Raw genomic sequence first — 26,362 nt, forward strand, 5'->3', positions numbered from 1 at the left:
CCATCCGTGTCTTCGACGGCAAGGGCGAGCCGCTGGCCGACATCGCCTACACCTCCTACGAGCTCGACGGTGCCGACCGCGCCACGCGCCCGGTGACCTTCCTGTTCAACGGCGGACCCGGCGCGTCCTCGGCCTGGCTGCAGTTCGGCGCGGCCGGGCCGTGGCGGCTGCCGCTCGATGGCGAAGCGCTGTCGCCGTCGGCCTCGCCCGAGGTGAAGCCGAACGCGGAGACCTGGCTCGACTTCACCGATCTCGTTTTCATCGACCCCGTCAGCACCGGCTATAGCCGCTTCGTTGCGAGCGGCGAAGACGCGCGAAAATCCTTCTACTCCGTCGACGGCGACGTCAATTCGATCGCGCTTGTGATCCGCCGCTGGCTCGAGAAGCACGACCGGCTGACCTCGCCGAAATACGTCGCGGGCGAAAGCTATGGCGGCATCCGCGGGCCGAAGGTCGTGCGCCAGTTGCAGCTCCAGCACGGCGTCGGCGTCAGGGGATTGATCCTGGTGTCGCCGCTCCTGGACTTCCGCGAGTTCACCGGCACGAGCCTCCTGCAATATGTCGCGACGCTGCCGAGCTATGTGGCGGTGGCGCGCGAAGCCAAAGGGCCGGTCAAGCGCGCCGATCTCGCCGATGTCGAGGCTTATGCGCGCGGCGAATTCCTGGCCGACCTCGTCAAGGGCGAGGCCGACAAGGAAGCAACCATGCGCCTCGCCGACAAAGTCGCCGAGCTCACCGGCATCGACCAGGCGGTGAGCCGCAGGCTCTCGGGCCGCTTCGACGTCGGTGAATTCCGCCGCGAATTCGACCGCAAGAACGGCAAGGTGACGGGACGTTACGACGGCTCGGTGCGCGGCTACGATCCCTATCCGGATTCGGGCAACTCCCGTTTCGGCGATCCCTCGGGTGATGCGCTCCAGGCGCCGCTGACCAGCGCCGCGGTCGATGTCCTCACGCGCAAGCTGAACTGGCGGCCCGACGGCTCCTACGAGGTGCTGAACGGCAGCGTCGAGGGCAATTGGGATTTCGGCCGCGGCATCAACCCGCCGCAATCGGTGTCGGACCTGCGCCAGATCCTTGCGACCGACGCGAAGCTGAACGTGCTGGTCGCGCACGGCCTGTTCGATCTCGCCACGCCCTATTTCGGGACCAAGCGGGTGCTCGACCAGTTGCCGGCCTTCGCGACCCGGCGCGTGAAATTCGCCGTCTATCCCGGCGGTCACATGTTCTATTCGCGCGACGGCTCGCGGCAGGCCATGCGCGGCGAGGTGGAGTCGCTCATTCGGGAGTAGGCCGCGCTTGCGCGGCGGACAGCGGCGCGCGATCTCGCGGGCCACGGCTTTTTCCGGCTTCATGTTGGCGCTGGCGCGTTAGCCCGGCGGTGCGCGAGAGCACCTGTGCGATCGTCGTCTCGGCGGCGCGCGAGGCCGCTGACATATTGGCCGGCCGCATCGGCGAGCCGGAGCTTGCGCTGCTCGCGCAGCTTCATGATGCCGGAGACGTGAAGCTCTTGGAGTGCGAGGCGATGCGGAAGCGGTGGCGAGGGGTGAGCTTCTCGCCGGTGTCGAGATTGGCGAGGCCGAACGCATGCTCGGCGACGGTTTCGCCGCGATGGGCGAAGGCGACGATGACGTCTGGCTGCCCGATGGTCCTCTGCTGGAATTCGATCCAGGAGCCGATGTAGTCGATCGCGGATCGCAGCCACGTATCCATTGCACACCGATTGTGAGGAGGATTCGTGCGCGAAGGCGAGACAAGAAAGCAGAACGGGCACAGCCTCCCGGTTGTGCCCGTTCGCTTCATTCGAAGATGCGCAGTCTTCAGTAGACGAGCGTCGCGCCGGTCGGCTTGTCGAGGGCTGCGGCAAGCGAGCGATATTCGGAGCTGTCGGTGCCCGCAAGCGAGGCGATCTTGTTGAGATGATACTGCGCCTGTTCGCGGTTGCCCTGCTCGAGCTGCCAGAGGCCGTAATACTGCCAGGTGCGGACGTGGTTCGGATCGTCCTTCAGCGCCAGCTCGTAATAGACCTTCGACAACTGGTAGTCGCCGAGCTTGCGATAGGAGTAGCCGATCAGATTGGCGACGTCGGCGACGTCGTCACGCTTGAGCGATTTCAACTGGTCGATCGCGCCCGTGTAGTCGTGGCGGTCGTAGATCGTAGTGTAAGCCGTGCGATAGGCCGCGAGGAATTTGGGATCGCTGACGGAGGAGCTCTTCTTCTTGCCCTTCTTGGACGAGGAGTCCGATTTTGGCGGCGAGGACGGCTCGTCGCTGCCAGCGGCATAGGCGCTGGTCAGCACCGGCCCGGCCGCCAGCGACATGGCAACGACGCCCGGCAGCAGAAGCATTGAGAGTTTGCGCATCTAAGTTCTCCCGTATGGAACGTGGCGATCCTACACGATTGCCCGAAGACCGGAACACCCAGGAGTGGGAAACATTCCCGCTTCGCACGATCTATTCCTCCAGGCGCACATGACAAACTTGTCATCCAGATGAACGGAAGGCTGCGATCGGCTTCAGAATGGGTTCAGCGCGCGAGGCCTAGGCTCCCACCTACGATCGAAGGGTCGGCGAGAGGGCGCCGCCTCAAGATCCTTCCAAGAGGAGACCACCATGTTGAAGACCATTTCTGCAGCCTTGCTTGCCGCCTCCGTGATCGCAGCCCCGGCCTTCGCCGCCGAAACCGCCAAGACCACCACCACGACCGCGCCGGTGATCAAGGCGGACCAGAGCCAGACCAAGGCGTCGACCACCGTGAAACCGGATGCCGGCATCAAGGCCGATGCGAAGACGTCGGACGTCAAGACTTCGGGTGCCAAGGCTTCCGACGTGAAGGCTTCCGACGTGAAGGCTTCCGACGGGAAGGCCGACGTCAAGGCGGACGCCAAGGTCGACAGCAAGTCGAAGGCGATGAATGCGAACGCGGCCATCACGCCCGACGAGCACAAGACCGTGCGGACGCATCGTCATCACCACAAGCATCTGTCGGTGAAGAAGTCGCTGAAGACGCAGCCGGACGTCACCAAGCCGGTGACCACCGAGAAGCGCAGCTAACGACTGATCCCGCGCGGCGGCATCCCTGGCATTGCCCTGCTGCCGCGCGGAGTTCAGGCCGGCCCGTCGTTTCGGTGCCTTGCGCGACAGCGCGAGGTGCCGGCGGCGGGCCGGTGCGTTGCGCAATTCCCTTCGCTCGACCTTGGAGCTAGAACGTCTTCCGAGTCTGGGCGAGCGGAGAGCGTGACCTGTGGGGCGATCGGCAAAACGTGCGGTGCGTGCGGCACTGGTTCTGGCATTGCCGCTGGTGCTCGCCGCGTGTCTCGGCAGCGACGGGGACCGTCCAGGCCTGATGGATGGGGCTCAGGCCGGAGGACCGCAGGCCTTTCCCGACAATTTCCGCAGCGACACGCTGGCCCTGATGCGCACCTATCTCAACAATCCGGTCGGCGTGCGCGAGGCCAGCATGGCCGATCCCGTGCAACGGCCGGTCGGTGGTCGGCAGTTCTATGTCAGCTGTCTGCGCTTCAACCCGCGTGAGACCGATGGCAGCTACAAGGGCGTACGTGAGCGCGCGGTGATTTTCGTCAACGGACGGGCCGATCGCGTCGTCGACAAGGCCGGCGAGCTCTGCGCCGGTGCGGTTTACGCACCCTTTCCGGAACTGGAAAAGATGACGCGGTAGCGCAAAGCCCGCCTTCATCGCCGGGTGCTAGAACGACGGCCGCCGGAGCCCGCGGGATCACATTTTGGCGAGCTTTGAAACTGGGCGGATTGCCTTGCGACCAATCGTTACGGCAGGCCTTGCGCGAATGACAAAATCGCTCGATGCAAGACGACGTGACGGAACAAAATCGCGATGTTGCCGCCCCGTCACGGTTGCGAACGATCAACGTTCCGGCATCGCCGCGAAGCAACCAAATTCACGCCACGTTGTTTGCTGAGGGTCGATTTTGAAAAGAACGGGGATGGATATGAAGACGATTTTGCTGGGCGCTGTCGCCTTGCTTGCGCTGGCAGGGCCGGCCGCAGCGGCTGACATGCAGCCGCGCACCTACACCAAGGCGCCGGCCTATACGCCGCCGCAGGTGATCTACAACTGGACCGGTTTCTACATTGGTGGCCACGTCGGCGGCGCGTTTGCCGGCGACAGCAGCTTCCAGTCGAGCGACGCCCGCTTCCTCGGCGGCGTGCAGGGCGGCTTCGATTACCAGTTCGCGCCCAACTGGGTCGTGGGTGTCGAGGCCCAGTATTCCTGGCTACCGACCAACAATAACGGTGTCACCTTCCCGCTCGGAACGCAGGTGACCTCCAACACCGACCAGCTCGGGTCGGTGACCGGCCGCATCGGCTACACCTGGGGCCCGGCGCTGGTCTACGCCAAGGGTGGTTACGCCTGGCGCAATGGCGGCCTTGGGGTCAACATCGCGGGCGTGCCGCAAACCTTTACCGCCACCGGCAACAACAAGGACGGCTACACCGTTGGTGCCGGCCTCGAATACATGTTCGCGCCGAGCTGGTCGGCCAAGGCGGAGTACCAGTACTACAACTTTGGCAGCACGACCTTCACCTCCGGCCCGGCCGAAATCGTCGGCGCTCGCGGCCGGGAAGACGAGCATACCGTCAAGGTGGGCGTGAACTACCGCTTCGGCTGGGGCGGTCCGGCAGGCTCGCGCTACTGACCCGTCAAAGGCGATCCGGGAGGATCAAGGATCTGACGAAAGGCCGGCCTCCGCCGGCCTTTTGTTTTGCCGGCTCCGGCTCGCCGGTCTGCCGTTTGCCTTGCGTGAACCATCTGGCGCGTCATTTGCAAGCAAACATTCGGACACGCGCATTCTCATGCGTGTCATGGGGCTGGCGTAAAGCAAAAATAATTTTTGCCGCTTACGGAACTCGCGCTCCGGAACGCGTTATTATTATGGGATCTCCCGGGCTGGTGGGACGACGGTCATGCGTATCTTGATGTCGGCAGTGGTGCTCTCGTGCGTCGTCGCCCTGCCGTGCTCTGCCCAAACAATCCTCAAATCCGAGCCTCTGATGTTGGCACCCTATGAGGTGGCCTTCGTCAAGGACGCCTCCTGCCCGTCCGGCAAGGTGCTGAAGGTCACCGGTGCCATCCGCGGGCTGCATCGCCGCAAGGCCTGCGTGGTGCTGGCTGGCGAGCAGGCCTCGCTCGCGACGGCGACGCCCTGAGAGACCTCCTGGCTTTCGTTCCCTAGGAATTCAGCTCGAGCTCCATCCTGGACTGACGCTCGGCCTCGGCCTTGTTCATGGCGGGGTCCTCGCCCTGGGCGGCCCGGCACGGCCGGATCTCGTAGTCGTTGTCGAGCACGCGGCGCGGCCCGGCACGCTCGTCGTCTGCGCTGACATCGACGACCAAGCCACTTCGCTGAGCCAATCTCCAGACGTCGGACTCGTCGGGGTAGGCCTTGCTGATTTGAGCGTCGTTGCAGAACAGGGCGTACGGCATTCTTTCCACTCCGGGAAAGCGCGTTAACGACTTCCCCCGGGCGAGGGTTCCGGCCGGCACGGCGATCACGGGGCCGTGATCAGGGCCTCCAGGGGCCTTGAGTCGTAAACGAGTCCTGAATCCCCAAAAAAAGAATCCCTGGGACTCTCCGGCTGGAATCAGCGGATGTTTTGGCCATGACGAGCGACCTGAAAACCTCCTGCGGGCACATGCTCCTGCCGCTGACGCTGGCGCTGGTCGGCGCCTGCGCGGCCAACCTTTGGCTGGTGTGGTCCTGGCTGTAAGTCCCTGACGGACGGGAGGCCCTATTTTTCGGTCGGTGGAAGGGGGCCGGAGTCGCGCAGGGCGGCGCGAAGCTTTGTCAGGGTGGCCGCGCAATATTCCTCGCGTTCGCGTTCGAACCGCTCCTGGTGCTTGCGGAAATTCGCGATTCTGGCCTGCATCTCGCTGCGGAAATCGCCACCGGGGCGGGGCGGTGGGATCTGGACGGGGCGAGCCTGGGGTTCGGGCGGAGATACGGGCGGCGGCTCGGCTTCGACCGAAACTGCCTGCACGGTCAAGATCTCCGCGGTGACCGTGAGTGCAGCAGGTGTGTGCTCCGGCGGATGGAGCTCATCCTTCTTGCCGGTTACGGATTGGACGAAGGCCAGTGTCTGCGCGATCAGTTCGTCGCGCTCCCTGATCCACTTCATGGGCCACCCCTGTTGCGACCATTCCATCAAAGCTGGTGGCATGAATCAAGGAGGTAATCCGGCAAGGGGATTGCATATTTTTCCCGGTCGCCCGACAGTGCGCGGATGGAAGCCGGGAAAGACGAGTCGGTCGAAGTGGAGGGCCTGAGGCTTGTGCGCGCCTTCCTCTCGCTGCCGCCCGAGAAGCGGGCAGAGGTAATTGCGTTCGTCGAGGAGCTGGCCCGTGTTCATGCCCCGCCCGGGGAGGGCGAGGGCAAACCGGCGAGGTGAGTGCTATCGCTCGCGCGGTTTGACGTTGGGCACGAAGGGCGCGCCGATCACCCGGATCGCCTCAGATGCAGCGACATCGACCGGCTTGCTCTCTGCGACCTGCCGCTCCGGCATCCGCCCGAAGACGGGCTCGAGCAGCGCAAGCGTGCCGGCCACGATGGTGCAGCAAAGCGCCACCGTCCCCAGCAGAACCATGTTTCTGTTATCTTCGTGTATCCGCATAGGCAGGGAACGGTCGACGCGGGCGCTTGGTTCCGGAGCGCAAGAGCGCCTCCGATGCCGTCAGAAAAGCTGAAGCTTGCGCGAGGCTTGCGTGCGGGCGCGGAAGGTTATTTTTCCGTAAGGCCACCCGGCCATTTAGCATCAAATCTTAACGTCCTCCGGGTTCCAATGCACGTTGCTGGGATTACGGCCCGGTCGAAAAATCCTTGGACGGCTGAGATGAGCTTTTTGAACAATCTGAAGATCGTGTGGAAGGTTGCGCTGATCGTGGCGGTGATGGGCTGCGCGATGATCGTTGTCGCAGGCTTCGGCGCGCGCGAACTCTCCACGACCGTCGATGGGTTCAGCGAGCTCGCTGCCGCGCAATCCTCCGCCCTCAACCTGACCCGCGCCCAGCGCCGTGCCGAGACCTATCATGCGGCGCTCTATGCGGTCCTCACCGAGGCGACGGAGGCGGGCAACGCCGCGCGCCTGAAGACCGCGAACCAGAACCGCACCGAGATCGGTCAATACCTTGACGCGGCGGAGAAGGACGATCCGTCTCGCGCGAGCCAGATCAGGAGCATCGCGGACCAGCTGAAGGCCGCCTTCGCCGGCTGCGATCCGGTGCTTCGGGCCGGCGCGGAGGCAAGCAGCGTGGAGGAGAACGCCAAGGCTGCCGAGCGCGCGCACAAGGAGTGCGATCCGGTGCTGGACGCGGCCCTCGCACGCATCGTCCAGTTCGTGACCGACACAGCGCAGGTGGTGGCCAGGCGCAAGGAAGCCATCAACCGCGATGCCAGGTCCGCGACCTGGACCGTAATCGGTGTCAGTGGCGGTGGCCTGATCCTCGGAATTGCAATCGCACTTTTCATCGGCATCAACGCGATGTCGCGGCCGATCGCCCGCCTCAAGCTCGCCATGGAGGGCCTTGCCCGCAACGATCTCAAGACCGAGGTGCCCGAGAAGGAGCGCCGCGACGAGATCGGCGACATGGCCAGGACCGTCGAAATCTTCAAGACCAACGGGCTCGAGGTCGAGCGGCTCAAGGAGGCGCAGGCCGAAGCCGAGAAGCAGGCGGCCGATCAGCGCCGCCGCGACATGATCAACCTTGCCGACGGCTTCGAGCGGGCGGTCGGCGAGATCATCGAGACGGTGGGATCGGCTTCCACAGAGCTCGAGGCATCGTCCTCGACGCTCGCAACCACGGCGCAACGCGCGCAGGAGCTGACCTCGGTCGTCGTGGCCGCCTCGGGCGAAGCCACCGGCAACGTGCAGTCGGTTGCGACCGCGACGGAAGAGCTGTCCTCTTCGGTGAACGAGATCAGCCGTCAGGTGCAGGAATCGGCGCGGATGGCCGGCGAAGCCGTCACCCAGGCGCGCACCACGACCGAGCGCGTCAGCGAGCTCTCGGTCGCGGCCACCCGCATCGGCGACGTCGTCGAGTTGATCAACACCATTGCCGGCCAGACCAATCTTCTGGCGCTCAACGCCACGATCGAGGCGGCACGTGCCGGCGAGGCCGGTCGCGGCTTCGCGGTCGTCGCCTCCGAGGTGAAGACGCTGGCCGAGCAGACCGCGAAGGCCACCGGCGAGATCAGCCAGCAGATTTCGGGCATCCAGACCGCGACCCAGGAATCGGTGAACGCAATCCGCGACATCTCCGCAACCATCGAGCGGCTTTCGGAAGTGTCGTCGACCATCGCCGCGGCCGTCGAGGAGCAGGGCGCCGCGACCCAGGAGATCTCGCGCAACGTGCAGCAGGCCGCGCACGGCACCCAGCAGGTCTCCTCGAACATCACCGACGTGCAGCGCGGCGCCGCCGAGACCGGCTCGGCCTCCTCGCAGGTGCTCTCGACCGCCAAGATGCTGGCGAGCGACAGCAACCGTTTGAAGGATGAGGTCGGCAAATTCCTGCGCACGGTGCGCACGGCGTAAGGACGCGCGGCGGGATCCGTTCGCTGCGCCGACAACGCCTATTGCGGCAGCAGTAGTGCAAGCACGATGACGAACAGCACGGCTGTCATGATGACGGCCGTAGCCGCACCGGCGACCAATCTGGCCTTTTCCTTGGCGGTGGTGGGGCGCATGGGATGCGCATGCTACCTTATGTTGAACTTCGGTCCAATCTGTGGTCAGTAGCGATCCCCGCGGCGCCAGGCGCCTGTATCGATCTCCGAGTTGAGCGGCGAGGCCGGTGATTTCTGGCGCGACGGTTCATGTGTAGACTGCGCTCACGATGGAATCTGGATTTGGAATCGTCCGGTGATCCCCGATCGTCCACCCGTACTTGCCCATGAACGCTTCGTCGCTGACCGCGACAATTTCGCGGGACTCGATCTCGCCGCGCGGTTCGAGCGGATCGAGCGGACCAACCTGTGGGGCGCGGCGAGCTCGGTGTCCGGTCTCGGCTCGGAGGATGTCGCAACGAGCGCGATCCGGGAGGCGATTCCGCCGCTGCTGCAAGGACACGGCGTGCGCTCGCTGCTCGATGCGCCCTGCGGCGATGCAGGCTGGATCGGCCGGATGAAGCTCGATCTCGACTACACCGGCATCGACATCGTGCCGTCGCTGATCGCGGCCAACAGCGACCGCGCGGCGCGCGGTGAGCTTTCGGGTCGCTTTCTCGTTGCGGATATCACGCGCGATGTGCTGCCGCGCGCCGACCTGATCCTGTGCCGCGACTGCCTGGTGCATTTGTGTTTCGACAACATCTCGCGGGCCGTGAGGAATTTTCGTGCGAGCGGCGCGCGCTTGCTGCTTCTCACGACGTTTCCCGAATGGGACGACAATCGCGATTGCGAGGACGGCGACTGGCGCGCGTTGAACATGGCGAAGGCACCGTTCAATTGGCCGGCGCCGCACGAGCTGATCAACGAGCGCTGCGGGGAAGGCGATGGCGGCTGGCGCGACAAGAGCCTTGGGCTGTGGCGGCTGGAGGATATCCGATGATCGAGGCCAGATGCAGTTGCGGCGCTGTTTCACTTTCGCTTCCGGGGCCGACCAGGCTGGTTGCGGCCTGTCATTGCATCGACTGCCAGCGGCGAACCGGCGCACCGTTCGGGGTCGGCGCGTTCTATCCGGTCGAAACCGTCACGATCACCGGCGCGCCGAAGGCGTATGTTCGCGCCGCCGCAAGCGGAGGCATGGTCCGCAGCCATTTTTGTCCCGACTGCGGTTCAACGGTCTATTGGCAAGCCGACAATCTGCCCGACATGATCGGCGTCGCCGTCGGCGCCATCGCTGACCCCGATTTCCCGGCGCCCGTCAGATCGGTGTTCGAGCAATCGAAACATGCCTGGGTCGAGATTGGCGGCGCGGTTGTCGAGCACTTCGAACAGAGCAGCGTGCGGAAGGGTTCAGGCTGAGGCGCGGGGGTCCGCGGCCGGTGTTCGGTCAGGGACGCAGCCTTGCGTTAGACGGCGCTCCCGTTGTCTGTATCGGTTCACCGGGAGCACGGTCCAGCGGCGGGTGAGGCCTGGCGAGTCCGGCCGTTCCGGGAGGTGCGTCGTTGCTGGCGGTGCGGGTATTGACGCGCTCTAACGTGACTGTCGAAGCAACCACAATGGCGATGGCCAAGGCGACAGCGGATAGGGCTAAGGCTGCTCGATCATTCGGGTCCATCGCTAGACCTCCGCGAGACGGCTCTATGGCGAATAAGAATAACGCCGAACTGGCGATTTGGTTCTTGCGTCAGGCGACGACGCGGTGTCGGCCACCCATGGTGCCGGCTGAGGGGATTGAACCCCGACCTTCGGTTTACAAAACCGTGGCTTTGAACGAATTATACAATGAATTTCAATGCGATAATTTCAGAAATAGTTGCGAGGGTAACCGCTGGGGTAAACTGAGCGGCCTGTATGGTTGCCGCGATCGTCGCTGTTCTGATATGACCGAGCCGTCGCTGGCATAGCTCAGTTGGTAGAGCACGTGATTTGTAATCACGGGGTCGCGGGTTCGATCCCTGCTGCCAGCACCATCCCCATTGATCGCGTCAACGAACAGCGCGCGAGCGATTAACTCACCTCAACCTTTCCGGTAGCCAACGACTGGCGCCTACGGTTCAATACTGCGGCACAAGTCTGGGGAAGGGTAGATGGCCGCTGCTGAGCCGAGCCTTCAGCTCCATTTGGAGCCGAAAGAGCCTATCGAAATTTCCGAACTCACCGGGGCGCTAACAGCCATCGCGCGCCAATATCAAGCCTATGCCATCGAGAACGAGCTAGCCTCCAAAAACTCCGAGGCTCGGCTTTTGGTGTCGGCTGTAAAGCCGGGCAGCATCGATATCAACTTGGTTCCCGATCTGACTTCCATGGTCGTAATGGCGGGGCCGCTGCTGGCTCCTCTAATCGACAAATTGGAGTTGATCGAAAAGTTCGGCAAACACCTTAAGTCACTAATCGACCTTTTCGCGAAGAAGAGGGAAACGACGGCTGGCGACAATATCACGATCAAGGATTGCGACGACGCAACGAATATCGTTAAGCCCATCGCAAGCCACGGCGGATCGCAGACCTTCAATGTGATCAATGGACCGGTGACAGTCCAATTACTGACTATCTCAGCACAGGAAGCGGCGAGTATCCTTGAAACTGCCGCGCAAGAAAAGGCTTTGCTTCAAAATCCGAATGCAGAGATCGTGCAGCGCGTTCCGATGATTTGGAAGCGGCTTGATCGCGATTCTGTAAAGTCTGCCGCAAAGACGACCCCAGATCGGGCGCTTATCGAGGAGATCGATGAAAAGCCCCACGCCGTTTTCTTTACCGACGAAATGAGCCATCTCAAAAATCAGATGATCGATGACGAAGATAATCCATACCAAGCAATCTATTTTGTAGACGTCGTGGTCTCGCGATCATCTGGAAAAGTCGTTTCGTATCGGGTTATTGGGTATCACGGCAAGGAAGAGCTAGAGGCCCTTCCACCAGCGTAGAAATTTCCGGACGTGCTGTGTACATCCGACAGCACGTCCGGGCATGAACCGACCGGAAAGCGACTAACGGCCGGTGCATTCAATTTGGGAAATCACGAACCTATCGAGGCTGCGCATGTGGTCCGCGTGCAAGATGATGGTGGCTTTGTCCCCGTCCTGTGCAAGCAGCTCCTGCATATACTCGAAAATGTGTGCTCCAATTTCGCGGTGCTCGTTGTCACTGAGTTTCGTCGCCATGGGTACCTCGTTGTTGTCCGGACGATGAAGACGGCCCGTCCGATCAGCCGATCCGTTTGCGCCGGTCGTGGCACTTGTCCGGAAAGCGCGTTGCTAGCTGATCCACATAGCTATTGAACATACGCTCGGCGTTGTTGAGCGAGTTGGTGTGTTTCTCAAAGAACAACAGCAAGTCTTTCGGCGCTTCAAACGAATGATCCGGCGTGGTCAACACGCGCTGATTTATGATCCGCAGCAGCGTTGCGCTGTTAATCGAAAGGTCAGGCTCTCTATTCGGTGTGGCAAACCACTGTACCTCACGTGCCGGTTCGCGCTGGTGTTCGTCAAAATGAAGCGCCTCGCACTTTTTTATGACGCGGTTGTTGTTCGATGCATATTTGCCGTGCGTGCGATCGTATTCCGTCGCGCTCGCAAAATGCATCAAGCCGTCGCGATTGAAGGCGTAGAGCATCGGGTGCGGATGAAACACCTTGTAAAGTCGCACATCGCGAAGCGGTGAATTGTCTATGTGCATTGCAAATAATCCATCCATTTGCGGGCCGCCTCGTCTTCGGTGTCAGTCCTCAATATCTTTGGAGTTTCGCCGAAAAGCGGGGTTTGCACGTCGCGGTGCAATGTTGGCGGCGGCGGGCATCGTTGAAGCAAGTAAGCGTATGGACGTGCATCAACTTCGATTTCGTCATCGTGATGCGCTTTGCACCACTCGATCCATCGCTCATAAAGTGCTTCCCATCTGGCGTAAGAATCGCGTTGTTCATCGGTTAGCGTTTCCAGCCTTGCGGCGAGGCTGTGAGCAGGCTTCACAATCGCAATAAGTGCAGCAAGCCTGCTGCGGTCGCGATCACTTATTGGCAATCAACGCCTCCAACTCAGTGAGCCGGTCGCGCAATTCTTGAATTGACTCGATGGATGCGAGCTTTTCCAATCCCGATGAAATTTGCTTCATTTCGTCGGCCGATATCTCGCCGCTCTCGAATGCGTCGCGGATATCGGCCGGTTCGCTGCCGTGCATTTCAATAAGGCGTCCGGGTACAACAAGCTTGATTACAAGCTGGACTGCCCAAGATTGCTTTTCATCGATCGCGCTTGCGAGGGCTTCAACCGCGCGCGGTCCTAGCGCTCGAATTTGCTTTGCTAGCTCCGACGAAATGCGGTTCTTACTACCTAGGGGCCTGCCGGGGCCGCGCAACCAACGTCCTTTGCCGTCGCGCGCACCGTTAGAAATAACGCCGGTTATGGGTGTGAAGTTGTTGGGCGGTGTGGACATCGCTGTCAAATCCATCGAACAGTAACGTTGTGCAGATAGAGCCATGACGCCAGAGCCTGCGTATCAGTCAACGAGGCGTTTCCGGAGCGCACAGATTTCGGCATCCCGTGCGCCGTGCGCCAGTAGTACAGCGTTGCGTTCGTGGCCCGCAGCGCCGCGCAGAGCGCGACCGCGTCAATGTGTGGTGCCGTTCGAAGCACCACACATGGGGGCAACTGTGGGCCACGCAATCGCATTAGCTGTTCTTCGACGCGGTCAACAGCGCGAATGCTTCATCGGTGCTGCACTGGCAAGCGAGCGATAACCAAGTAACTACATCACGACAAATTTGAATTGCTTGCTCTACGGTGCGAGCGTTGGCCTTCATCGCGGTTACAAAGGCGTTTGCCTCTTGCATCATTGCGTCGTTGTCGGTGGAAAGTGCAACCGGGTTCGTTGCGCTCGCCTTAACTGGATATTTTGCAGCAAGACCTTGGCGTGCAGCGAAACGCAGGGCCATAAAGCGATCCATTACGACGCCTGCCACCGCCGACGGCAATGACGAGAGACAGCCCGCCGCGACAAGCCCAGACAGTTGTTCAAGGTTCATGTCCTTAGCGAGGTTTTCAAGGTTCACCTCGGCGACGGCCGCTGTGCTATTGACGTTGGCCCCGATGGCAATATCGAACAGTTTCACGGTGCGATCGCGGATGGGACGGGTGATAGGCGTCTCTGGCGCAGGCGTAGAAAGATCAACTCGAACGGTCTCGCTGCTCGCATAATAATCTCCGATGGTCTTGCGGAAGGTATTGAAGGGAGTGCGCAGGATCGCGGGCAGGGAGGCTTTCAGGTGCTCCGTGAGCGCTTCCGGCAGCAAGCGGGCCGATGCCTGGGTGATCTCCACGTTGCCGCCTGCAATCGCGACGTAAATGGCAGCGGCTGGCCCAGCGAGCGCAGTATCCTTCGCGAATGCGGTCGGGATGAACACGTGTGCGCGTCGGTCGGTCCGGGTGTCGATAAGACCTAGAATGTTTCCCCGCCCGGTGTCGGAGATGGACGTCTGGAGCACTGGCATTTGAGATTTCCCCTTCGGATGACTTGATGCGCGGCGCGCGCGCCCTGTGTTCTGATCAAGTCATATTCGTGGGGGCCGTTCAACACGATAAACATCGCTATACTATCGTAATTACTTGTTTTCACAGGATCATCACCGCTTTACCAGCACCAACATCAATATTGCGACGAACATGGCAAGTAATACCGCGCGATCATCGCTTGACCATCACAACGATGAACGCAATCGCCATCGCAAGTCGCATTGAGCATCGGTTCAGCAAACAGAATTGCGACGAGCCAAACGCCCGCAACATCAACGCAATAACCGACCGCGTTTTTGTAGGGGTGATTTGCGGGGTAATTCGGTCTGCTCGAAGGGGCGAAGCGGACGCGCCACCCGCGAACATGACGGATGCCCGGTCGTGACCCAAAGTGGACATTCTGAAGCTCTCATTTGTGCTAGCGTGTATGCCTGATGGGCACAACTCTGGCCCTTGGGACATTGTTGAGTACGTGATGGGAATGATCCAGCATGGGAAGCGCCCACAAACCTAGCGCTGACGCCGCCATCCAGCTTCTGACTTGGGCGATCGAGGAGATCGAAAAGACTGGCGACGAAAAGGCTCTGTTTCATACTCGCACTGCCTTGGCGAGATTGCAGCGCATATACTCCGCGTCCTCTTTGCTTCGGCGCGATGCAGGCCCAGCCACTTCTTAAGCTGGCTTTTTGGTTTTGTTCATTCAGCAATGTCGGATTTCAGGGGGTGATTTATGAGCGCGCGTCCTAGCAGCGCGGCGACAGCGGCGACACCCCTTCTATGCCCTGTAGAGATATGTAGTAGCGGGTACATTTTTCTCCTAAAGGATAAGGGCCCTGTCGCCAGTGTCGCCGCTCCAAATTATGAAGCAACGGCAACTGTGAACGGGAGAAACCCGTTCGTCCGCAGCCTGTTTGCTTCGACGTTTGCGAATTGCACATACAGTGCGGGGTCGGTGTAAATCTGCTGCTCGTTCAATTCGCGCACGATCACCAAGCGAACATTGTCTTTGGTGACGCGTTTTTCGCAGAGGATCATTTCCTGCTTCGCGAGATTTCGTCGAATGGCGGTGTCGTTCACGTTTGGAATTCTGTGCTTCACAAAATGCTTGATCGTCTCGAAACGCGCCACTTGCGCCTGCCAATGGTCTCTAAATTCCGCCAAGGCTTGCTCAACCTCATTCGCTAGGTTTGAAAGCATGCGCTTGCGTGCGTCATTTTCCATGCTGCGATGTCCAACATTGAAGCCATCGAGCGGCAACGTGGAAAGATGCGCCCATACCGCAGCGATGAACTCATTTTGTCTCGCTCTCTCATAGATGAAGTTGTAATAACTCGTCGATTGCGGTTGCGTCGGATTTTCGACAACGTTCCAGCGACGATCGTTCTGTTCGATCGGAAGCGCGTCCCAATTGTTGCTGAACACGAGCCAGCGCAGCGCGTTATGTTCAACCCATTGCAAGCCGTGTTTTTCGTTGATCTCTCGATAGTCGGCATTCACCATCGTTTTGAGCTTTTCCGACAACCCCCAACTGTTTGCGCCGCGCAATCCTGCCCGCGCTTCGTCTACGACCATCAACAGCTTGCGCGACATACGACCGTTATATTTCCCCTCAAGGATCGTATCCAAAATTGCATTGTTGAGCACGTAGCCACGCAGAACGCGCGACAGAACGCCGCTTAGCCAGTTGCGACCAATGCCGGTTTGAGTTGCAACGAAGCACCATCCGGTTTCGACCTTCTCGCCGGGATGTTGCAGAATGTGAGCAAGCCATTGTTCAAATCGCGTTCGTTCTGCTTCAATAGGAACGAGATAGGCTAGGTGTTCGTGCCATACAGGCAACCAACGGTCCCGTAACCCGGCATCGGTGGCGAAGTGGGCTGCGAACGTCGGTTTGATCAGTCCGCGCCAAACGTTGAATGCATTTTCTCCCGGTCGCTCTGGCGGCTCGCAGATGGGGCCGCCTTCTGGCTTCCAAGTGATTGCGTCTACATTCATTCGCTTGATACTTTTCAACCACAGTTCTAGGCCGGGAACTAATCTCTCTTTTTCTTGCCCGTTGCGGCCGTCTTTGTTTTTCACCGTTTCCAGTGATGCCGCATACGAATTGCGAGCGACACTCAGTGATAGGACTTCGCGACTAAGAGCGTTAGCAACTGCACCGCTGTTGCCCGTCTTAGCGAAGAATAGGTTTGCTTCCATTTCGGCCAATGTCATCAGCTTTGTGGTGATGTCGAATTCAAGCCGCTCGCCTATGCGTTCGTTCTCTTTGCGTTGCTTTTCGCGCCGCTCTTGATTGGTCCCGCGATATACGTCGCGGCATGCCACATTGCTGCTGCTAGCTGTTCTGTTGCGATAGTATGCCCGGCTGCACCATTTGTCGCGCTTGCCCAATGCTGACATGCTGAAAAGCCGGAGCATTCGGACGTGATCTTTGCCGGTCCAAAAGGCCAACTTGTTCATCAGCGCCAAATCCGCTGCGCTGTGGTCGAATTGTTGTCCTGTCGATGACGGGTAGAGATGATTTAGCGCTTGAGCATCAGCATTCCATAGCGCAGCGAACGGGACACGCCTGCTCAATTTGTCGAATTCGACCTTCGCGACAAAGTTGCGCGGATCACGCATAATCACGTCGTTCAACTCGGCAATTCGTTCTGATGAAAGCTTGTCGTCAGATGCAAACATGCGGGCTAATAGTTCCTGATCATCTTCCGGCCCGGCCCATCGGGGGTCGCGGATGGTCTCGATTTCCTGATTGTCGCGATCGTGTTCGCGCACCGGTAGGAAGGTTTGCAGCGACGCTGTTTGCTCCAGATCGGCGTTGCCAACCCATTCATTGCCCGCAATCGCAACAAAGCGGTTGTTCTGATAAAACTCAAATCTGCCACCCCATTTGTTGCGACGATTGCCGAACTGTGTTTTGTCGCCTCTCATGATCAGGTGCAGACCTGTTCCCGATTGGCTAACCTCTGCTGCTACGCCCGGAAACAGGCGCGTGAAAATATGCGTTGCTTCATCGTTATATTCTCCGGTGTCCGGATCGCGGCACCCATCTAGATCAACGAAGATATACGGATCGTTCAAGGTGAAGACGAAGCCGATGCGGTATGCCGGATTGACGGCTGCGATCGTCGCCGCTGTTTCGAAACTCGCCCATGTGGCCGGATTGGTCGTGTCGGCGCGTTGAAGCGTCTTCGGATCGTATGGGATTTTTCGCGGTTTCGGTTCGCCATCGTATTGCTCAAGTCGCCACAACACCCATTGCGGAAGGGCTTTCAGGCCCGCGAGAGGATCGGCGAGGCTTGCAGGCGGCTTTCCGCTATCGAACGCGCGCAGTGTCAGAGGCGCGCGGTTGAGAAACGCTGCGCGGGCGTGTATAGTCATGATGCTTATTCCTGAATGACGATGATTAGAGGCCCCGCCGGGTTGCGCTGGCGGGGCCTTTTTCTTTGCCTGCTAAGCGGCTTTGGCCCGGCCGCTGATGAACTTCTCAAGGTCGGACCGACGCCAGTAGCGCCTACCGCTGATCATGACTGGGGCAGGGAAGTCCGCCAGCGGAGGGATGATCTTGTTGCGCGTGCGATGGTGTAGGCCGTGCTGCCAACAATGTAGCGTCGCGTGCGAGATGTTGCCGAGCATTGTCCTGGCAGCTTTGGAATTTACGAGGATGTCGCTGGGTGCGAATGCCGCGTGCGTGCTCGCGTCAACGAGCAAGACCGTTGATGTCATGGCGGATGACCTGATGATGATGTGAGGGATTTGCAGGCATCCGCCCGCCGCGCGCCGCGTCTTTACCGCGACTTTAGGTCATCCGACCCTTGCACCGGGGAGCATCCGCATCACCCGGCTCACATAAACTGATTCAACGAATATGGTTCGTCAAGGCTACAGCGCGTGATGATCAACAGCGTTGGAATGGGCATCGGTTACCCCTCGGCTTCCCCCGCAGCGCGTCGCCGCGCCGAACCGCAACGATTTCAATGCGATGATTCCGCGCGTTGCCAAATTCTATAACCGCTGCTCAAAAGGCTTGTCGGTGCCGATCCTTGGGCGTGTACTCATTGAGCGCAGGATGCCTGACTTCCGGGCTGAGGCCCAGAAGTCAGCTTCAGCCGGCCACCGACCGAGGCGGACTTACTTCGCGCGAGCTCGTTCCTTGCGGGTAGCTTCCAGTTCTCTCTTCGCCCGCTCGATAATATCGAAGCTGCGCTGATCTCCGACCTCCTCAGCCTGTGAGGAGGCGGCTTCTAGGTAGTGGTCGATCCAGCGTTGGGCGACGGTCTTCTGCATGGGGCATCCTTCGCATTTAAAGGACACCCACGCATTCACCTGTGTAAATTACAGCGAATTAATCTGGCGGCTGTAGACCCGGCGATCTCAACCACTCGCTCATGTGCGAGCCGATCTCGGCCTGTCTTGCTTTGCGAATGGCGTCGTCGCGCTGGGGGCCTGGTGGAAGGGATTTGGCCTCTTCTCGGAGGCGTTCGGCTTCCTGGGAAAGGCGTTCTTCGAGAGAAACGGTTTGCTTGAACCGGCGGCGTCGCTGCATGACACGACCTCGTTTTGCGGGTCCTAACCGCAGGATTTGAGTTCTCGCAAATACTAAGATGCACTCGGGGCGGACTTGGTTCCGAAGTGAACACTACAAATTAGGACACTAGTGTAGTCAACTTAGGACTTTGGCTCAAAATCAGAAGTGCTCCGGTCCATCTGAAGATTTCCGTTGGGCGCTCAGAACCTGACATCGCCCTCGTTCATGATTGCGACGCAACGAGCCTCGGGCGTGGGCGATCGATGACGATTTCCTGCAATCGATCCGCCCACAGTTTCAGGGCTTCTCGCTTTTCATCGGCGTATTCATAACGATTATAGATCGCTGCAACGCCGCTGACCTTGCCGGACTTGTGGTTCAAAATCGCTTCCGTCACTTCCTGTGTTACCCGTAGTTTTGCGAGTTCGGTTGAGACCGTCCGACGCAAATCATGCAGGTGCCAATCTGGCAACGCCGGTTTGCAATGCTTTTCGAGGGCAATCTTTCCGTTAGAGAAGCCGCTGAACGGTGTGGTGCCGATCGTTGTGAAAACGTAATCTGACATCTTGTCGGGTGAGATTGCCACTCGCGGCAACGTCTTGATGATCGCGGTTGCCGATTGCGGAAGCGGCACAATATGAGCGCGTCCGTTCTTAGTGCGCGATCCTTCAAACGTGATCGTATCGAATGTTTCGGATAATTCGGACCATTTGAGATTGGCGATTTCGTCGCGTCGCTGACCGGTCAGCAAGAGCAGTTTGACCAATGCCCCGAATGGATAGTCACAGGCCGTTGCGGCGTTCCATACAGCTCTGATTTCGTCGTGTGAAAGAACCCGATCGCGGCTTTGCGGTTTAGGAGGCGCGTCCGCGAATTCGATCACGTTCTTGCCGATGGTGCGAATAACGGCCTTCCATCGGAAGAAGGTTGACAGCAGAGCGAAGGTGTTTCGCTGCGCGCCGGGTGTTAGCTTTTGCAGCAGCTTGTTAATGTCGCGATCATCGATCGTTCGAATATCGCCGATATGCTTCAAGTTCGGCTTGATGTCCGTTTCGATGATGCGTTCGTATTCATCCGCTGTGGATGCTTTAACTGGACGGCCTTTGAACCCGGTCGAGCGGGCGGTTTTGATGAATTCATCGAGCCAATATTCGAGGCTAAAGCGCTCGGTTTTGGATTGGCGTGGATCATGTCCGCGCTTTGCATCGGCTTTCACGCGTGCGGCCAATGCGCGCGCCTCGGTGACGTTTAGAACTTGCTTGCTGGATGGCCGCTCGATCCGCTCTAGGCCGGAACCTTCCTCGTCGTAGCGGCCTAGGGTGATCTTGGCAGCCTTGCCGTCCACCTTGGTACGGACGGCCCAGGACAACGCTCCAGAGGGCTGCACAATCAGGTACAGGCCGCTCACGGCGTCGTCAGGGACTTCATGACGGGCATCGGTAGCCTTCAAATTTTTGATGAATGCAGCGGCGCGCTTGTGTTGTGCGGGGAGCATCGGTTTGTCCGGGTAAGCGGCGGGGTAATTCCCGCGGCCTTATCGTGGCAAACCGAACCATACACGAACCGACGCCCAACGGAATCGTAAACTACTGAATCAACAGCAATTTCACCGCTAAAATCATCGTCGCTAGACTGAGCCAAACAGAGCCAAATTCGCCGAAGTCTAATTACAAAACCGCTGCTCTACCGCTGAGCTAAGCCGGCGACGCTTGGGAAGCGGGGCCAGGCCGGCATGGGCCGGGGCTGTCCGCCTGTGCGCGCCGCAATATCAGACTTGGATGGAAAGTGCCAGAACCCGAAGGCGGCGTTCGGCCGGCATAAAACAGGCGGCCTGTTGGGCCGCCTGAAATCGTTCAATCGATGGAAGGAAGGCCTTACTGGCAGAGATGCCGCCGGCCGTCTTCGCCCTTGAACCAGGTGCCGGGCCTGCACACGATGCCGTTGCGGGCCGCATAGGCGTCCCAACTGCCGTACCAGCCGGGGCCGCCGCGGTCGTAGCTCGCATAGGAATTGCCCCAGCCCTGGAACGGCGCGGCGGCGACCGCTGCTGCGGTTCCGACGGCCGCGCCGGCTACTGCGCCCGCCGTGTCGAGCGGCCAGAAGCCCGATTGCCGTCTATCATCCGGATTGACCTGGTTACGGGCCATGTGGCGGCGACGATAGGCGCGGTCGGTGGTGGGATTGCCGGCACCGAGAGTCTGGCAATTCGGATCCTGGAATAGCCCCGTGCAGCGGCCCGAATTGTCGACTGTCGTTTGCGCGAAGACCGGTGTTGCCAGCGTGGACGCGACGATCGCGGCGAAGCCAAGAAGCCTTGGGCTCGTCATGGCATTTTCTCCATGTTGTTGAGACATGTGCTAAGTGCGACCTCTGGCAGTCGTTCCGCGAATTCTCGCCAGAAGGGTCACATCGACGTGAGCGCGCTCAGGATGTGAAATTGGGCCACGCAACCTTGCTCGCTCCGGCGCACGCGCGGTGTTTGCGCCGCGTTAACGCTTCGCTAGCGCGCCTTTCGGCATTTGAGCGGCTGTCGATCCTTACGCGTTAGGCTTACCGGAATTTGGTGAGCGGGCCTTAACCCTCTCGGTGTCGTGATCGGTTAGGTTGTGTTCCGGATAACCGGGGCCTTCTTATGCGTGCTGTGGCGCTCGCTGCCTTTCTGATCGGACTGCCCGCGACGGCGTTTGCCGGGGGCGGCTTCGACATTGTCGTGCCTGGCCGTCCCGGCGTGCCCATCATCATCAACAACATCGATGCGTCCTACGCCGTCGTCGAGGGTGTCTGGGGCCTGGGCAAGAACGTCCAGGTGCAGCCGACGATCTATGGCGGACGCTATATCGCCGAGCGGGAGCCTTCCGACGTCGGCCATTATTATCCGACGCTGGGTTTGCGGCCCGGCTACGGCCGGCTCGAGGTCGAGCCGCCCGCGAACCGCAAATTGCCAAAACCCGCCGAGAGCTACCACCAGAGCTGGGGCGCGTCGTCCGCGCCGCTGCCGGCGCAGATGGACGTGCCCGTCGATCCGCCGCCGGTGATCTACGCGCCAGAGATCAACGACCGTCCCCAGCGCCCCCGGCCACGGCCGCATATCGAAATCCCCGGCAAGCCGCCGGGTTAACGAGACGTCAAGAATCCAACAAACGGAAATCAACAGGAGAGAGTAATGCGTCAAATGATTTCGGGACTGGTCGCGGCGGCTGCCGTGATGTTCGTCGGGGCTGCGCCTGCCGCGGCCTGCGGGTTCAGCACGTGCGCACCCGTTGCGCCGGTCTACACCGGCTGCAACACCGGCTGCGGCGGCTATGGTTATGGATACGGCTATGGCTATGGCGCCTATGAGCGTCTCGCCGAGCCGACCACGCAGTATTATTACGTCAATCAGGGCCCGACCTACACCGGCCCGGGCGCCTTCGCGCCGTATCCGACCTATCGTGAGGACGCGGTCGTTGCGCCCGCCAATTACGGCTACGGCTATGGCTATGGCTATCGCGCCGCCCCCTATCACCGCCCGTACTATCGTCCGTATCGCTACGGCTATGGCCCGCGTTACGGCTATCTGCCGCGTACGCATTACGGCTACGGCCCGCGCTATGGCTACGCCCACCGTCACGCGCCGTATTACGGCGGCCACCGGGTGCTGCGCCGCTATTATTGATCGCTGATCGGTTGAGCTACGAGACGCCCGTTCGCGCGATGCGGACGGGCGTTTGTTTTATTGGTGTGCGCGTGGCCGCGATCGGAATCGGTTTTGGCCGTCAGCCCGCCTACGCCCACGGCGTGGCAGCCTTGGCTCGCTTCGCTTAATGATATTCTGAACTAGCCGTAGCTCGCGAAGCGAGCGAAGGCTGGTGGGGGAGGCAGGACTCGAACCTGCGAAGCCATGAGGCGGCTGATTTACAGTCAGCTCCCTTTGCCACTCGGGACACTCCCCCGCTCGACGGCAGCACAATCGGGCCGGACCCTACCGGCGGACCGAAGACGGCCATGGAACGTGAAGGCCGCGACAGCCCGGATCGGGGCGCGACCGGGCGCGTTTATGGGCGAAGCGGTGGGGCAAAGTCAACCGAGGCGAACAGCTAAAATCGCCCTTGAAGGCACCCAAATTGCCATATTCCGGCGCCCGTGACACAAGCGAGGCCATGAAGGAACGAAAATTCGCCCCCAAGGGCTCCCGCGGCGGGGCTAAGCCCTTCAACCGGCCCGGAAAATCCGCCGGCCGCCCGGCTTGGCGCGACCGCGATTCGCAATCCGACGGGCCCGTCATCCTCTATGGCTGGCACACCGTCACCATGGCGCTCGCCAATCCAAAACGCCGGATCCGCAAGCTGACGCTGACCGAGAACGCCGCAAGGCGGCTGGCGGAAGACAACATCCAGACCCGCGTCGCGCCCGAGATCGTCCGGCCCCAGGAGATCGACCGGATGCTATCGCCCGATGCCGTGCATCAGGGCCTGCTCGCGGAAGCCGATCCTCTGCCTTCGCCCGACATCGAAACCCTGAAGCAGGAAGGCATGGTGCTGGTGCTCGACCAGATCACCGATCCGCACAATGTGGGTGCCATCCTGCGCTCGGCCGCGGCCTTTGCGGTGAAGGCGATCGTCACCACTGCGCGCCATAGCCCGGAAGCCACCGGCGTGCTCGCGAAAGCCGCCTCCGGCGCGCTCGAGCTGGTGCCTGTTGTGACCGTGCAGAACCTCGCCCGCGCGCTCACCGCGCTCAACGAGCGCGGTTTCCAGACCGTCGGCCTTGACAGCGAAGGTACCGAGAACCTTTCGGACGTCGCGCTGCGCGAGCCGCTTGCGCTGGTTCTCGGCGCCGAGGGCAAGGGCCTCAGGCAATTGACCCGCGAGACCTGCAGTGTCGTGGCACGGCTCGACATGCCCGGCGAGATCAAGAGCCTCAACGTCTCCAACGCCGCCGTGCTCTCGCTCTATGTCGGCGCAAGCCGGCTTGGGCTGATGAAGTAGCGGCTGGCTCGAGCGGCTACTCCATCATCTCCCTGACCATCGGCACCACCTTGCGCCCGTAGAGCTCGATGCTCTTCATCAGCTTGTCGTGCGGCAGGGGGCCGGCCGAATATTTCAATTGGAATCGCGAAATTCCAAGCGCCTTTGCGGTCTTGGCGATTTTGCGCGCCACGGTTTCCGGCGAGCCGACATAGAGCGAGCCGTGCTCGGCCTCGTTCACGAACTCGTCGCGGCCCATTGGCGGCCAGCCGCGCTCCTTGCCGATGCGGTCGCGCATGGCCTTGTAGTCACCCCACAGCTCCTCGCGCGCCTGTGCGTCCGTCGCGGCGACGTAGCCAGGTGAATGTACGCCGATCGGCTGCGCCGGGCGGCCGAACTCCTTGAAGGCGCGGTGATAGAGATCGACGTAAGGCGCAAAGCGCGTCGGGTCGCCGCCGATGATCGCGAGCATCAAAGGCAGGTCGTAATGCGCGGCGCGCACCACCGATTGCGGGCTGCCGCCGACGCCGATCCAGGTCTTGAGCCGGCCGTTCTCGACCGGCGGATAGACCAGTTGATCCTTCAGCGGCGGACGCAGCTTGCCTTGCCAGCTCACCGGCTGCTGAGACAACAGCGCGGCGAACAGGTCGAGCTTCTCCTCGAACAGCTCTTCGTATTTGCGCAGATCGAAGCCGAACAGCGGAAAGGATTCGGTGAACGAGCCGCGGCCGAGGATCACCTCGGCGCGACCGTTCGAGAGCGCGTCCAGCGTGGCAAAGCGCTGGAATACGCGGATCGGATCGTCGGAGCTCAGCACCGTCACGGCCGAGCCGAGATGGATGTGTTTTGTGCGCGCGGCGATCGCGGCGAGTACGGTCTCCGGCGAGGAGATCGCGAAATCGGCGCGGTGATGCTCGCCAAGGCCGATGAAGTCGAGACCAAGCTCGTCGGCCAGCACGGCTTCGTCGACGACGTTGCGGATCACCTGCGCATGAGGAAGCATGGCGCCGTTCGCGTCCTTGGTGACGTCGCCAAAGGTGTCCAGTCCGAATTGAAGCGGTGCGGTCATCGATCAGGTCTCTGTGGGAGCCGGTGGCGCCTGCCACCGGGGGAGGGATGGTTTTGCCGTGGAGCTAGGTCGCGGCCGTCGCTTCAACAAGACTGCTCCGGGAAAGGCTGGGTTTCCGGTTTTTCACCGCGCCGGCTCAACCGGCCTTGGCGAACATCTCGACCAGGGTCTCGCGCAGCCAGCGCTGCGCCGGCACGGTGTCGTTGCGCTGGTGCCAGAACAGGCTGACGATGCGCGGCGGCGCCTTGAGGGGAAGCGGCATCGCGTGCAGGAGCGGCGCGTGCCTCGATTGCGAGCGCAGGTCGCTGGGCAGCACCGCGATCAGGTCGGACTGGCGTACGACCTCGTAGGCGGCGCTGTAGTGATTGACGGTCGCGACCAGGTTGCGCGACAGGCCTCGCGAGGCGAGGAAGAGGTCGTAGGACGGCATGGTCTTGCCGGCAAGGCTCACGTCAACATGGCCTGCATTCAGGAAGGTCCGGGTGCTCAGCCGTTTCTGCGCGGCGAGCGGATGGCCGCGCCGCATGAAGCAGGCATAATCGACCGTCCACAGCGAGCGCGAGCGGATGGCGGCCGGCTGCTGCGCCTCGTTGACATAGACACTGAGCACGCAGTCCACCCTGTTGTCCTCGAGCTGGTCGGCGATCTCGATGACGGTATTGGGCACGGTGTGGACGCGCGACTTCGGTGCAATCTTGCCGAGATGGCCGAGCAGGTTCGGCATCACCAGCGAGGAGACGTAGTCCGACATCGACAGGCTGAACTCGGTCTGCGCGCGTGCGGGATCGAACACCCGCTCGTCGAGCGCGCCGCGCACGCTTTCCAGCGCCTCGCCGATCGGCCCCCACAGCACCACGGCGCGTTGGGTCGGACGGATACCGGTGCCGGCGCGGACGAACAGGGGATCGCCGAGCGCCTCGCGCAGCCGCGCCAGCGCGTTGCTGACCGCGGGCTGCGTCATCCGCAGCGCATTCGCGGCGCGCGTGACGCTGCCCTCCGTCATCAGCGCTTCGAAGACTTTCAGGAGATTGAGGTCGAGTGCGCGGAACGACACGGACATTCACCACAGTGATATATCAGATCATGATTATAAATTATGACGATAATGTCACTTTGTCTATGGTTCCCTCCCGAGCGGCGCGCCGGGCCCGTGACATCAGAGGGGGACTTTCATGTCGATGATATCGGCGCGCATCGAGCGCCTTCCGTTCGCACGCTTCCACATGCATCTGCTGCTGATGGGCGGGCTTGGCTACATGTTCGACGCGATGGACGCGGCGGTGCTGGCCTTCATCCTGCCTGTGCTGCGCACGGCGTGGAATCTGACGAGCGTGCAGATCGGCGTGCTCGGCAGCAGCACCTATATCGGATTCCTGTTCGGTGCGCTGTTGGCGGGCACGCTGGGCGACCTGATCGGCCGCCGTGCGGTGATGATGTCGGCGCTGGCGCTGTATTGTGCGGCATCGATCGTCAGCGCCGTGGTCGACACCTGGCCGTCCTTCTTCGCCGCCCGCGTCGTGGCCGGCATGGGCACCGGCGCGGAGAGCGCGATCATCGCGCCTTATCTGGCGGAGTTCGTGGCGCGGCGTTACCGCGGCAGCTTCACCGGGGCGCTCGCCGGCTTCTTCTCTTTCGGCTTCGTTGCCGCTGCCTTGCTCGGCTACTTCATCGTTCCCGCC

The 26,362-nt window shown here is 61.1% G+C and carries 28 protein-coding genes, 2 tRNA genes and 2 pseudogenes; 14 read left to right on the forward strand and 18 right to left on the reverse strand.

What is annotated here, in order from left to right; translation table 11 throughout:
• Nucleotides 1–1,292: pseudogene (locus A5906_RS06060) on the forward strand (S10 family peptidase); the annotation flags it as partial.
• Between the two features lie 73 nt (nt 1,293–1,365).
• Here the strand turns inward: A5906_RS06060 and A5906_RS06065 are convergent.
• A pseudogene (locus A5906_RS06065) lies at nt 1,366–1,713 on the reverse strand (serine hydrolase domain-containing protein); the annotation flags it as partial.
• 107 nt (nt 1,714–1,820) lie between these two features.
• Entirely contained in the window at nt 1,821–2,363 is a 543-nt protein-coding gene (locus tag A5906_RS06070) for a tetratricopeptide repeat protein (RefSeq protein ID WP_080134352.1), read from the reverse strand.
• Nucleotides 2,364–2,613: 250 nt separating this feature from the next.
• Between A5906_RS06070 and A5906_RS06075 the strand changes: the two genes are divergently transcribed.
• From A5906_RS06075 to A5906_RS46110, 4 genes are all read left to right on the forward strand, one after another.
• The gene (locus tag A5906_RS06075) at nt 2,614–3,054 is read left to right on the forward strand and encodes a His-rich protein BRANT (protein WP_080134353.1); all 441 of its coding nucleotides are present in this window, start codon (nt 2,614–2,616) and stop codon (nt 3,052–3,054) included.
• Between the two features lie 190 nt (nt 3,055–3,244).
• The gene (locus A5906_RS06080) at nt 3,245–3,679 is read left to right on the forward strand and encodes a hypothetical protein (protein WP_186465180.1); all 435 of its coding nucleotides are present in this window, start codon (nt 3,245–3,247) and stop codon (nt 3,677–3,679) included.
• Between the two features lie 289 nt (nt 3,680–3,968).
• Nucleotides 3,969–4,676 carry an outer membrane protein gene (locus A5906_RS06085; protein WP_080134398.1) on the forward strand — a complete coding sequence of 236 codons (708 nt, stop codon included), beginning with the start codon at nt 3,969–3,971 and terminating at the stop codon, nt 4,674–4,676.
• A 268-nt stretch (nt 4,677–4,944) separates the two neighbouring features.
• Nucleotides 4,945–5,187, forward strand: a complete 243-nt coding sequence (locus A5906_RS46110; RefSeq protein WP_080134354.1) for a DUF6719 family protein — start codon at nt 4,945–4,947, stop codon at nt 5,185–5,187.
• Nucleotides 5,188–5,209: 22 nt separating this feature from the next.
• Here A5906_RS46110 and A5906_RS06095 read toward each other — a convergent pair whose 3' ends face one another.
• The 3 genes from A5906_RS06095 to A5906_RS06105 all read right to left on the reverse strand — a co-directional run bounded on the left by A5906_RS06095 (nt 5,210) and on the right by A5906_RS06105 (nt 6,621).
• Entirely contained in the window at nt 5,210–5,464 is a 255-nt protein-coding gene (locus A5906_RS06095; protein ID WP_080134355.1) for a hypothetical protein, read from the reverse strand.
• Nucleotides 5,465–5,769: 305 nt separating this feature from the next.
• Entirely contained in the window at nt 5,770–6,156 is a 387-nt protein-coding gene (locus A5906_RS06100) for a hypothetical protein (RefSeq protein ID WP_080134356.1), read from the reverse strand.
• Between the two features lie 273 nt (nt 6,157–6,429).
• Entirely contained in the window at nt 6,430–6,621 is a 192-nt protein-coding gene (locus A5906_RS06105; RefSeq protein ID WP_080134357.1) for a hypothetical protein, read from the reverse strand.
• Nucleotides 6,622–6,867: 246 nt separating this feature from the next.
• Between A5906_RS06105 and A5906_RS06110 the strand changes: the two genes are divergently transcribed.
• The 5 genes from A5906_RS06110 (at nt 6,868) to A5906_RS06130 (ending at nt 11,560) form a co-directional block, all read left to right on the forward strand.
• Nucleotides 6,868–8,565: a methyl-accepting chemotaxis protein gene (locus tag A5906_RS06110; protein ID WP_080134358.1), complete on the forward strand. Its 1,698-nt coding sequence runs from the start codon at nt 6,868–6,870 to the stop codon at nt 8,563–8,565.
• A 327-nt stretch (nt 8,566–8,892) separates the two neighbouring features.
• On the forward strand, nt 8,893–9,579 hold the full coding sequence (locus A5906_RS06115; RefSeq protein WP_080134359.1) for a class I SAM-dependent methyltransferase: 687 nt from the start codon (nt 8,893–8,895) through the stop codon (nt 9,577–9,579).
• Nucleotides 9,576–9,995, forward strand: a complete 420-nt coding sequence (locus tag A5906_RS06120) for a GFA family protein (protein WP_080134360.1) — start codon at nt 9,576–9,578, stop codon at nt 9,993–9,995. The genes A5906_RS06115 and A5906_RS06120 overlap by 4 nt, the downstream gene beginning before the upstream one ends.
• A gap of 535 nt (nt 9,996–10,530) precedes the next feature.
• A tRNA-Thr gene (locus A5906_RS06125) sits at nt 10,531–10,606 on the forward strand.
• A 117-nt stretch (nt 10,607–10,723) separates the two neighbouring features.
• Nucleotides 10,724–11,560, forward strand: a complete 837-nt coding sequence (locus tag A5906_RS06130) for a hypothetical protein (RefSeq protein ID WP_080134361.1) — start codon at nt 10,724–10,726, stop codon at nt 11,558–11,560.
• A gap of 63 nt (nt 11,561–11,623) precedes the next feature.
• Here A5906_RS06130 and A5906_RS42875 read toward each other — a convergent pair whose 3' ends face one another.
• From A5906_RS42875 to A5906_RS06170, 10 genes are all read right to left on the reverse strand, one after another.
• Nucleotides 11,624–11,797 (reverse strand): hypothetical protein, encoded by a 174-nt coding sequence (locus tag A5906_RS42875; protein WP_167523490.1) that lies wholly within the window; start codon nt 11,795–11,797, stop codon nt 11,624–11,626.
• A gap of 43 nt (nt 11,798–11,840) precedes the next feature.
• Nucleotides 11,841–12,329 carry a hypothetical protein gene (locus A5906_RS06135; protein WP_136615004.1) on the reverse strand — a complete coding sequence of 163 codons (489 nt, stop codon included), beginning with the start codon at nt 12,327–12,329 and terminating at the stop codon, nt 11,841–11,843.
• Nucleotides 12,302–12,652: a hypothetical protein gene (locus A5906_RS42455; protein WP_161495369.1), complete on the reverse strand. Its 351-nt coding sequence runs from the start codon at nt 12,650–12,652 to the stop codon at nt 12,302–12,304. Before A5906_RS42455 ends, A5906_RS06135 begins: the two co-directional genes overlap by 28 nt.
• Entirely contained in the window at nt 12,639–13,064 is a 426-nt protein-coding gene (locus tag A5906_RS41100; RefSeq protein WP_136615005.1) for a hypothetical protein, read from the reverse strand. The genes A5906_RS42455 and A5906_RS41100 overlap by 14 nt, the downstream gene beginning before the upstream one ends.
• Nucleotides 13,065–13,299: 235 nt before the next feature.
• Nucleotides 13,300–14,118, reverse strand: coding sequence for a hypothetical protein (locus tag A5906_RS06140; RefSeq protein ID WP_080134363.1), 819 nt, complete (start codon nt 14,116–14,118; stop codon nt 13,300–13,302).
• An 880-nt stretch (nt 14,119–14,998) separates the two neighbouring features.
• Nucleotides 14,999–17,521, reverse strand: a complete 2,523-nt coding sequence (locus tag A5906_RS06150; RefSeq protein WP_080134365.1) for a phage NrS-1 polymerase family protein — start codon at nt 17,519–17,521, stop codon at nt 14,999–15,001.
• Between the two features lie 750 nt (nt 17,522–18,271).
• Nucleotides 18,272–18,427, reverse strand: a complete 156-nt coding sequence (locus tag A5906_RS42460) for a hypothetical protein (protein WP_161495370.1) — start codon at nt 18,425–18,427, stop codon at nt 18,272–18,274.
• 58 nt (nt 18,428–18,485) lie between these two features.
• Complete coding sequence (locus A5906_RS43935) at nt 18,486–18,686, reverse strand: hypothetical protein (protein WP_080134367.1); 201 nt, start codon at nt 18,684–18,686, stop codon at nt 18,486–18,488.
• Between the two features lie 205 nt (nt 18,687–18,891).
• Entirely contained in the window at nt 18,892–20,163 is a 1,272-nt protein-coding gene (locus tag A5906_RS06165; RefSeq protein ID WP_080134368.1) for a tyrosine-type recombinase/integrase, read from the reverse strand.
• Nucleotides 20,164–20,542: 379 nt separating this feature from the next.
• The gene (locus tag A5906_RS06170; protein WP_080134369.1) at nt 20,543–20,995 is read right to left on the reverse strand and encodes a hypothetical protein; all 453 of its coding nucleotides are present in this window, start codon (nt 20,993–20,995) and stop codon (nt 20,543–20,545) included.
• 305 nt (nt 20,996–21,300) lie between these two features.
• Here A5906_RS06170 and A5906_RS06175 point away from each other — a divergent pair, with 305 nt between their 5' ends.
• Nucleotides 21,301–21,786, forward strand: coding sequence for a hypothetical protein (locus A5906_RS06175; RefSeq protein WP_080134370.1), 486 nt, complete (start codon nt 21,301–21,303; stop codon nt 21,784–21,786).
• A 45-nt stretch (nt 21,787–21,831) separates the two neighbouring features.
• Entirely contained in the window at nt 21,832–22,323 is a 492-nt protein-coding gene (locus A5906_RS06180; protein WP_080134371.1) for a hypothetical protein, read from the forward strand.
• 191 nt (nt 22,324–22,514) lie between these two features.
• On the opposite strand, the gene A5906_RS06185 is transcribed toward A5906_RS06180, so the two are convergent.
• Nucleotides 22,515–22,600, reverse strand: a tRNA-Tyr gene (locus A5906_RS06185).
• A 207-nt stretch (nt 22,601–22,807) separates the two neighbouring features.
• Between A5906_RS06185 and rlmB the strand changes: the two genes are divergently transcribed.
• Nucleotides 22,808–23,635, forward strand: coding sequence for a 23S rRNA (guanosine(2251)-2'-O)-methyltransferase RlmB (rlmB, locus tag A5906_RS06190; protein WP_080134372.1), 828 nt, complete (start codon nt 22,808–22,810; stop codon nt 23,633–23,635).
• 16 nt (nt 23,636–23,651) lie between these two features.
• Here rlmB and A5906_RS06195 read toward each other — a convergent pair whose 3' ends face one another.
• Entirely contained in the window at nt 23,652–24,683 is a 1,032-nt protein-coding gene (locus A5906_RS06195) for an LLM class flavin-dependent oxidoreductase (RefSeq protein ID WP_080134373.1), read from the reverse strand.
• 136 nt (nt 24,684–24,819) lie between these two features.
• Nucleotides 24,820–25,743: a LysR family transcriptional regulator gene (locus A5906_RS06200; protein ID WP_080134374.1), complete on the reverse strand. Its 924-nt coding sequence runs from the start codon at nt 25,741–25,743 to the stop codon at nt 24,820–24,822.
• 112 nt (nt 25,744–25,855) lie between these two features.
• Here A5906_RS06200 and A5906_RS43940 point away from each other — a divergent pair.
• On the forward strand, nt 25,856–26,362 hold a 507-nt coding region (locus tag A5906_RS43940), incomplete at its 3' end, for an MFS transporter (protein WP_245326607.1).

Source organism: Bradyrhizobium sacchari, assembly GCF_002068095.1.
In the GTDB taxonomy this organism is placed as follows: Bacteria; Pseudomonadota; Alphaproteobacteria; order Rhizobiales; family Xanthobacteraceae; genus Bradyrhizobium; species Bradyrhizobium sacchari.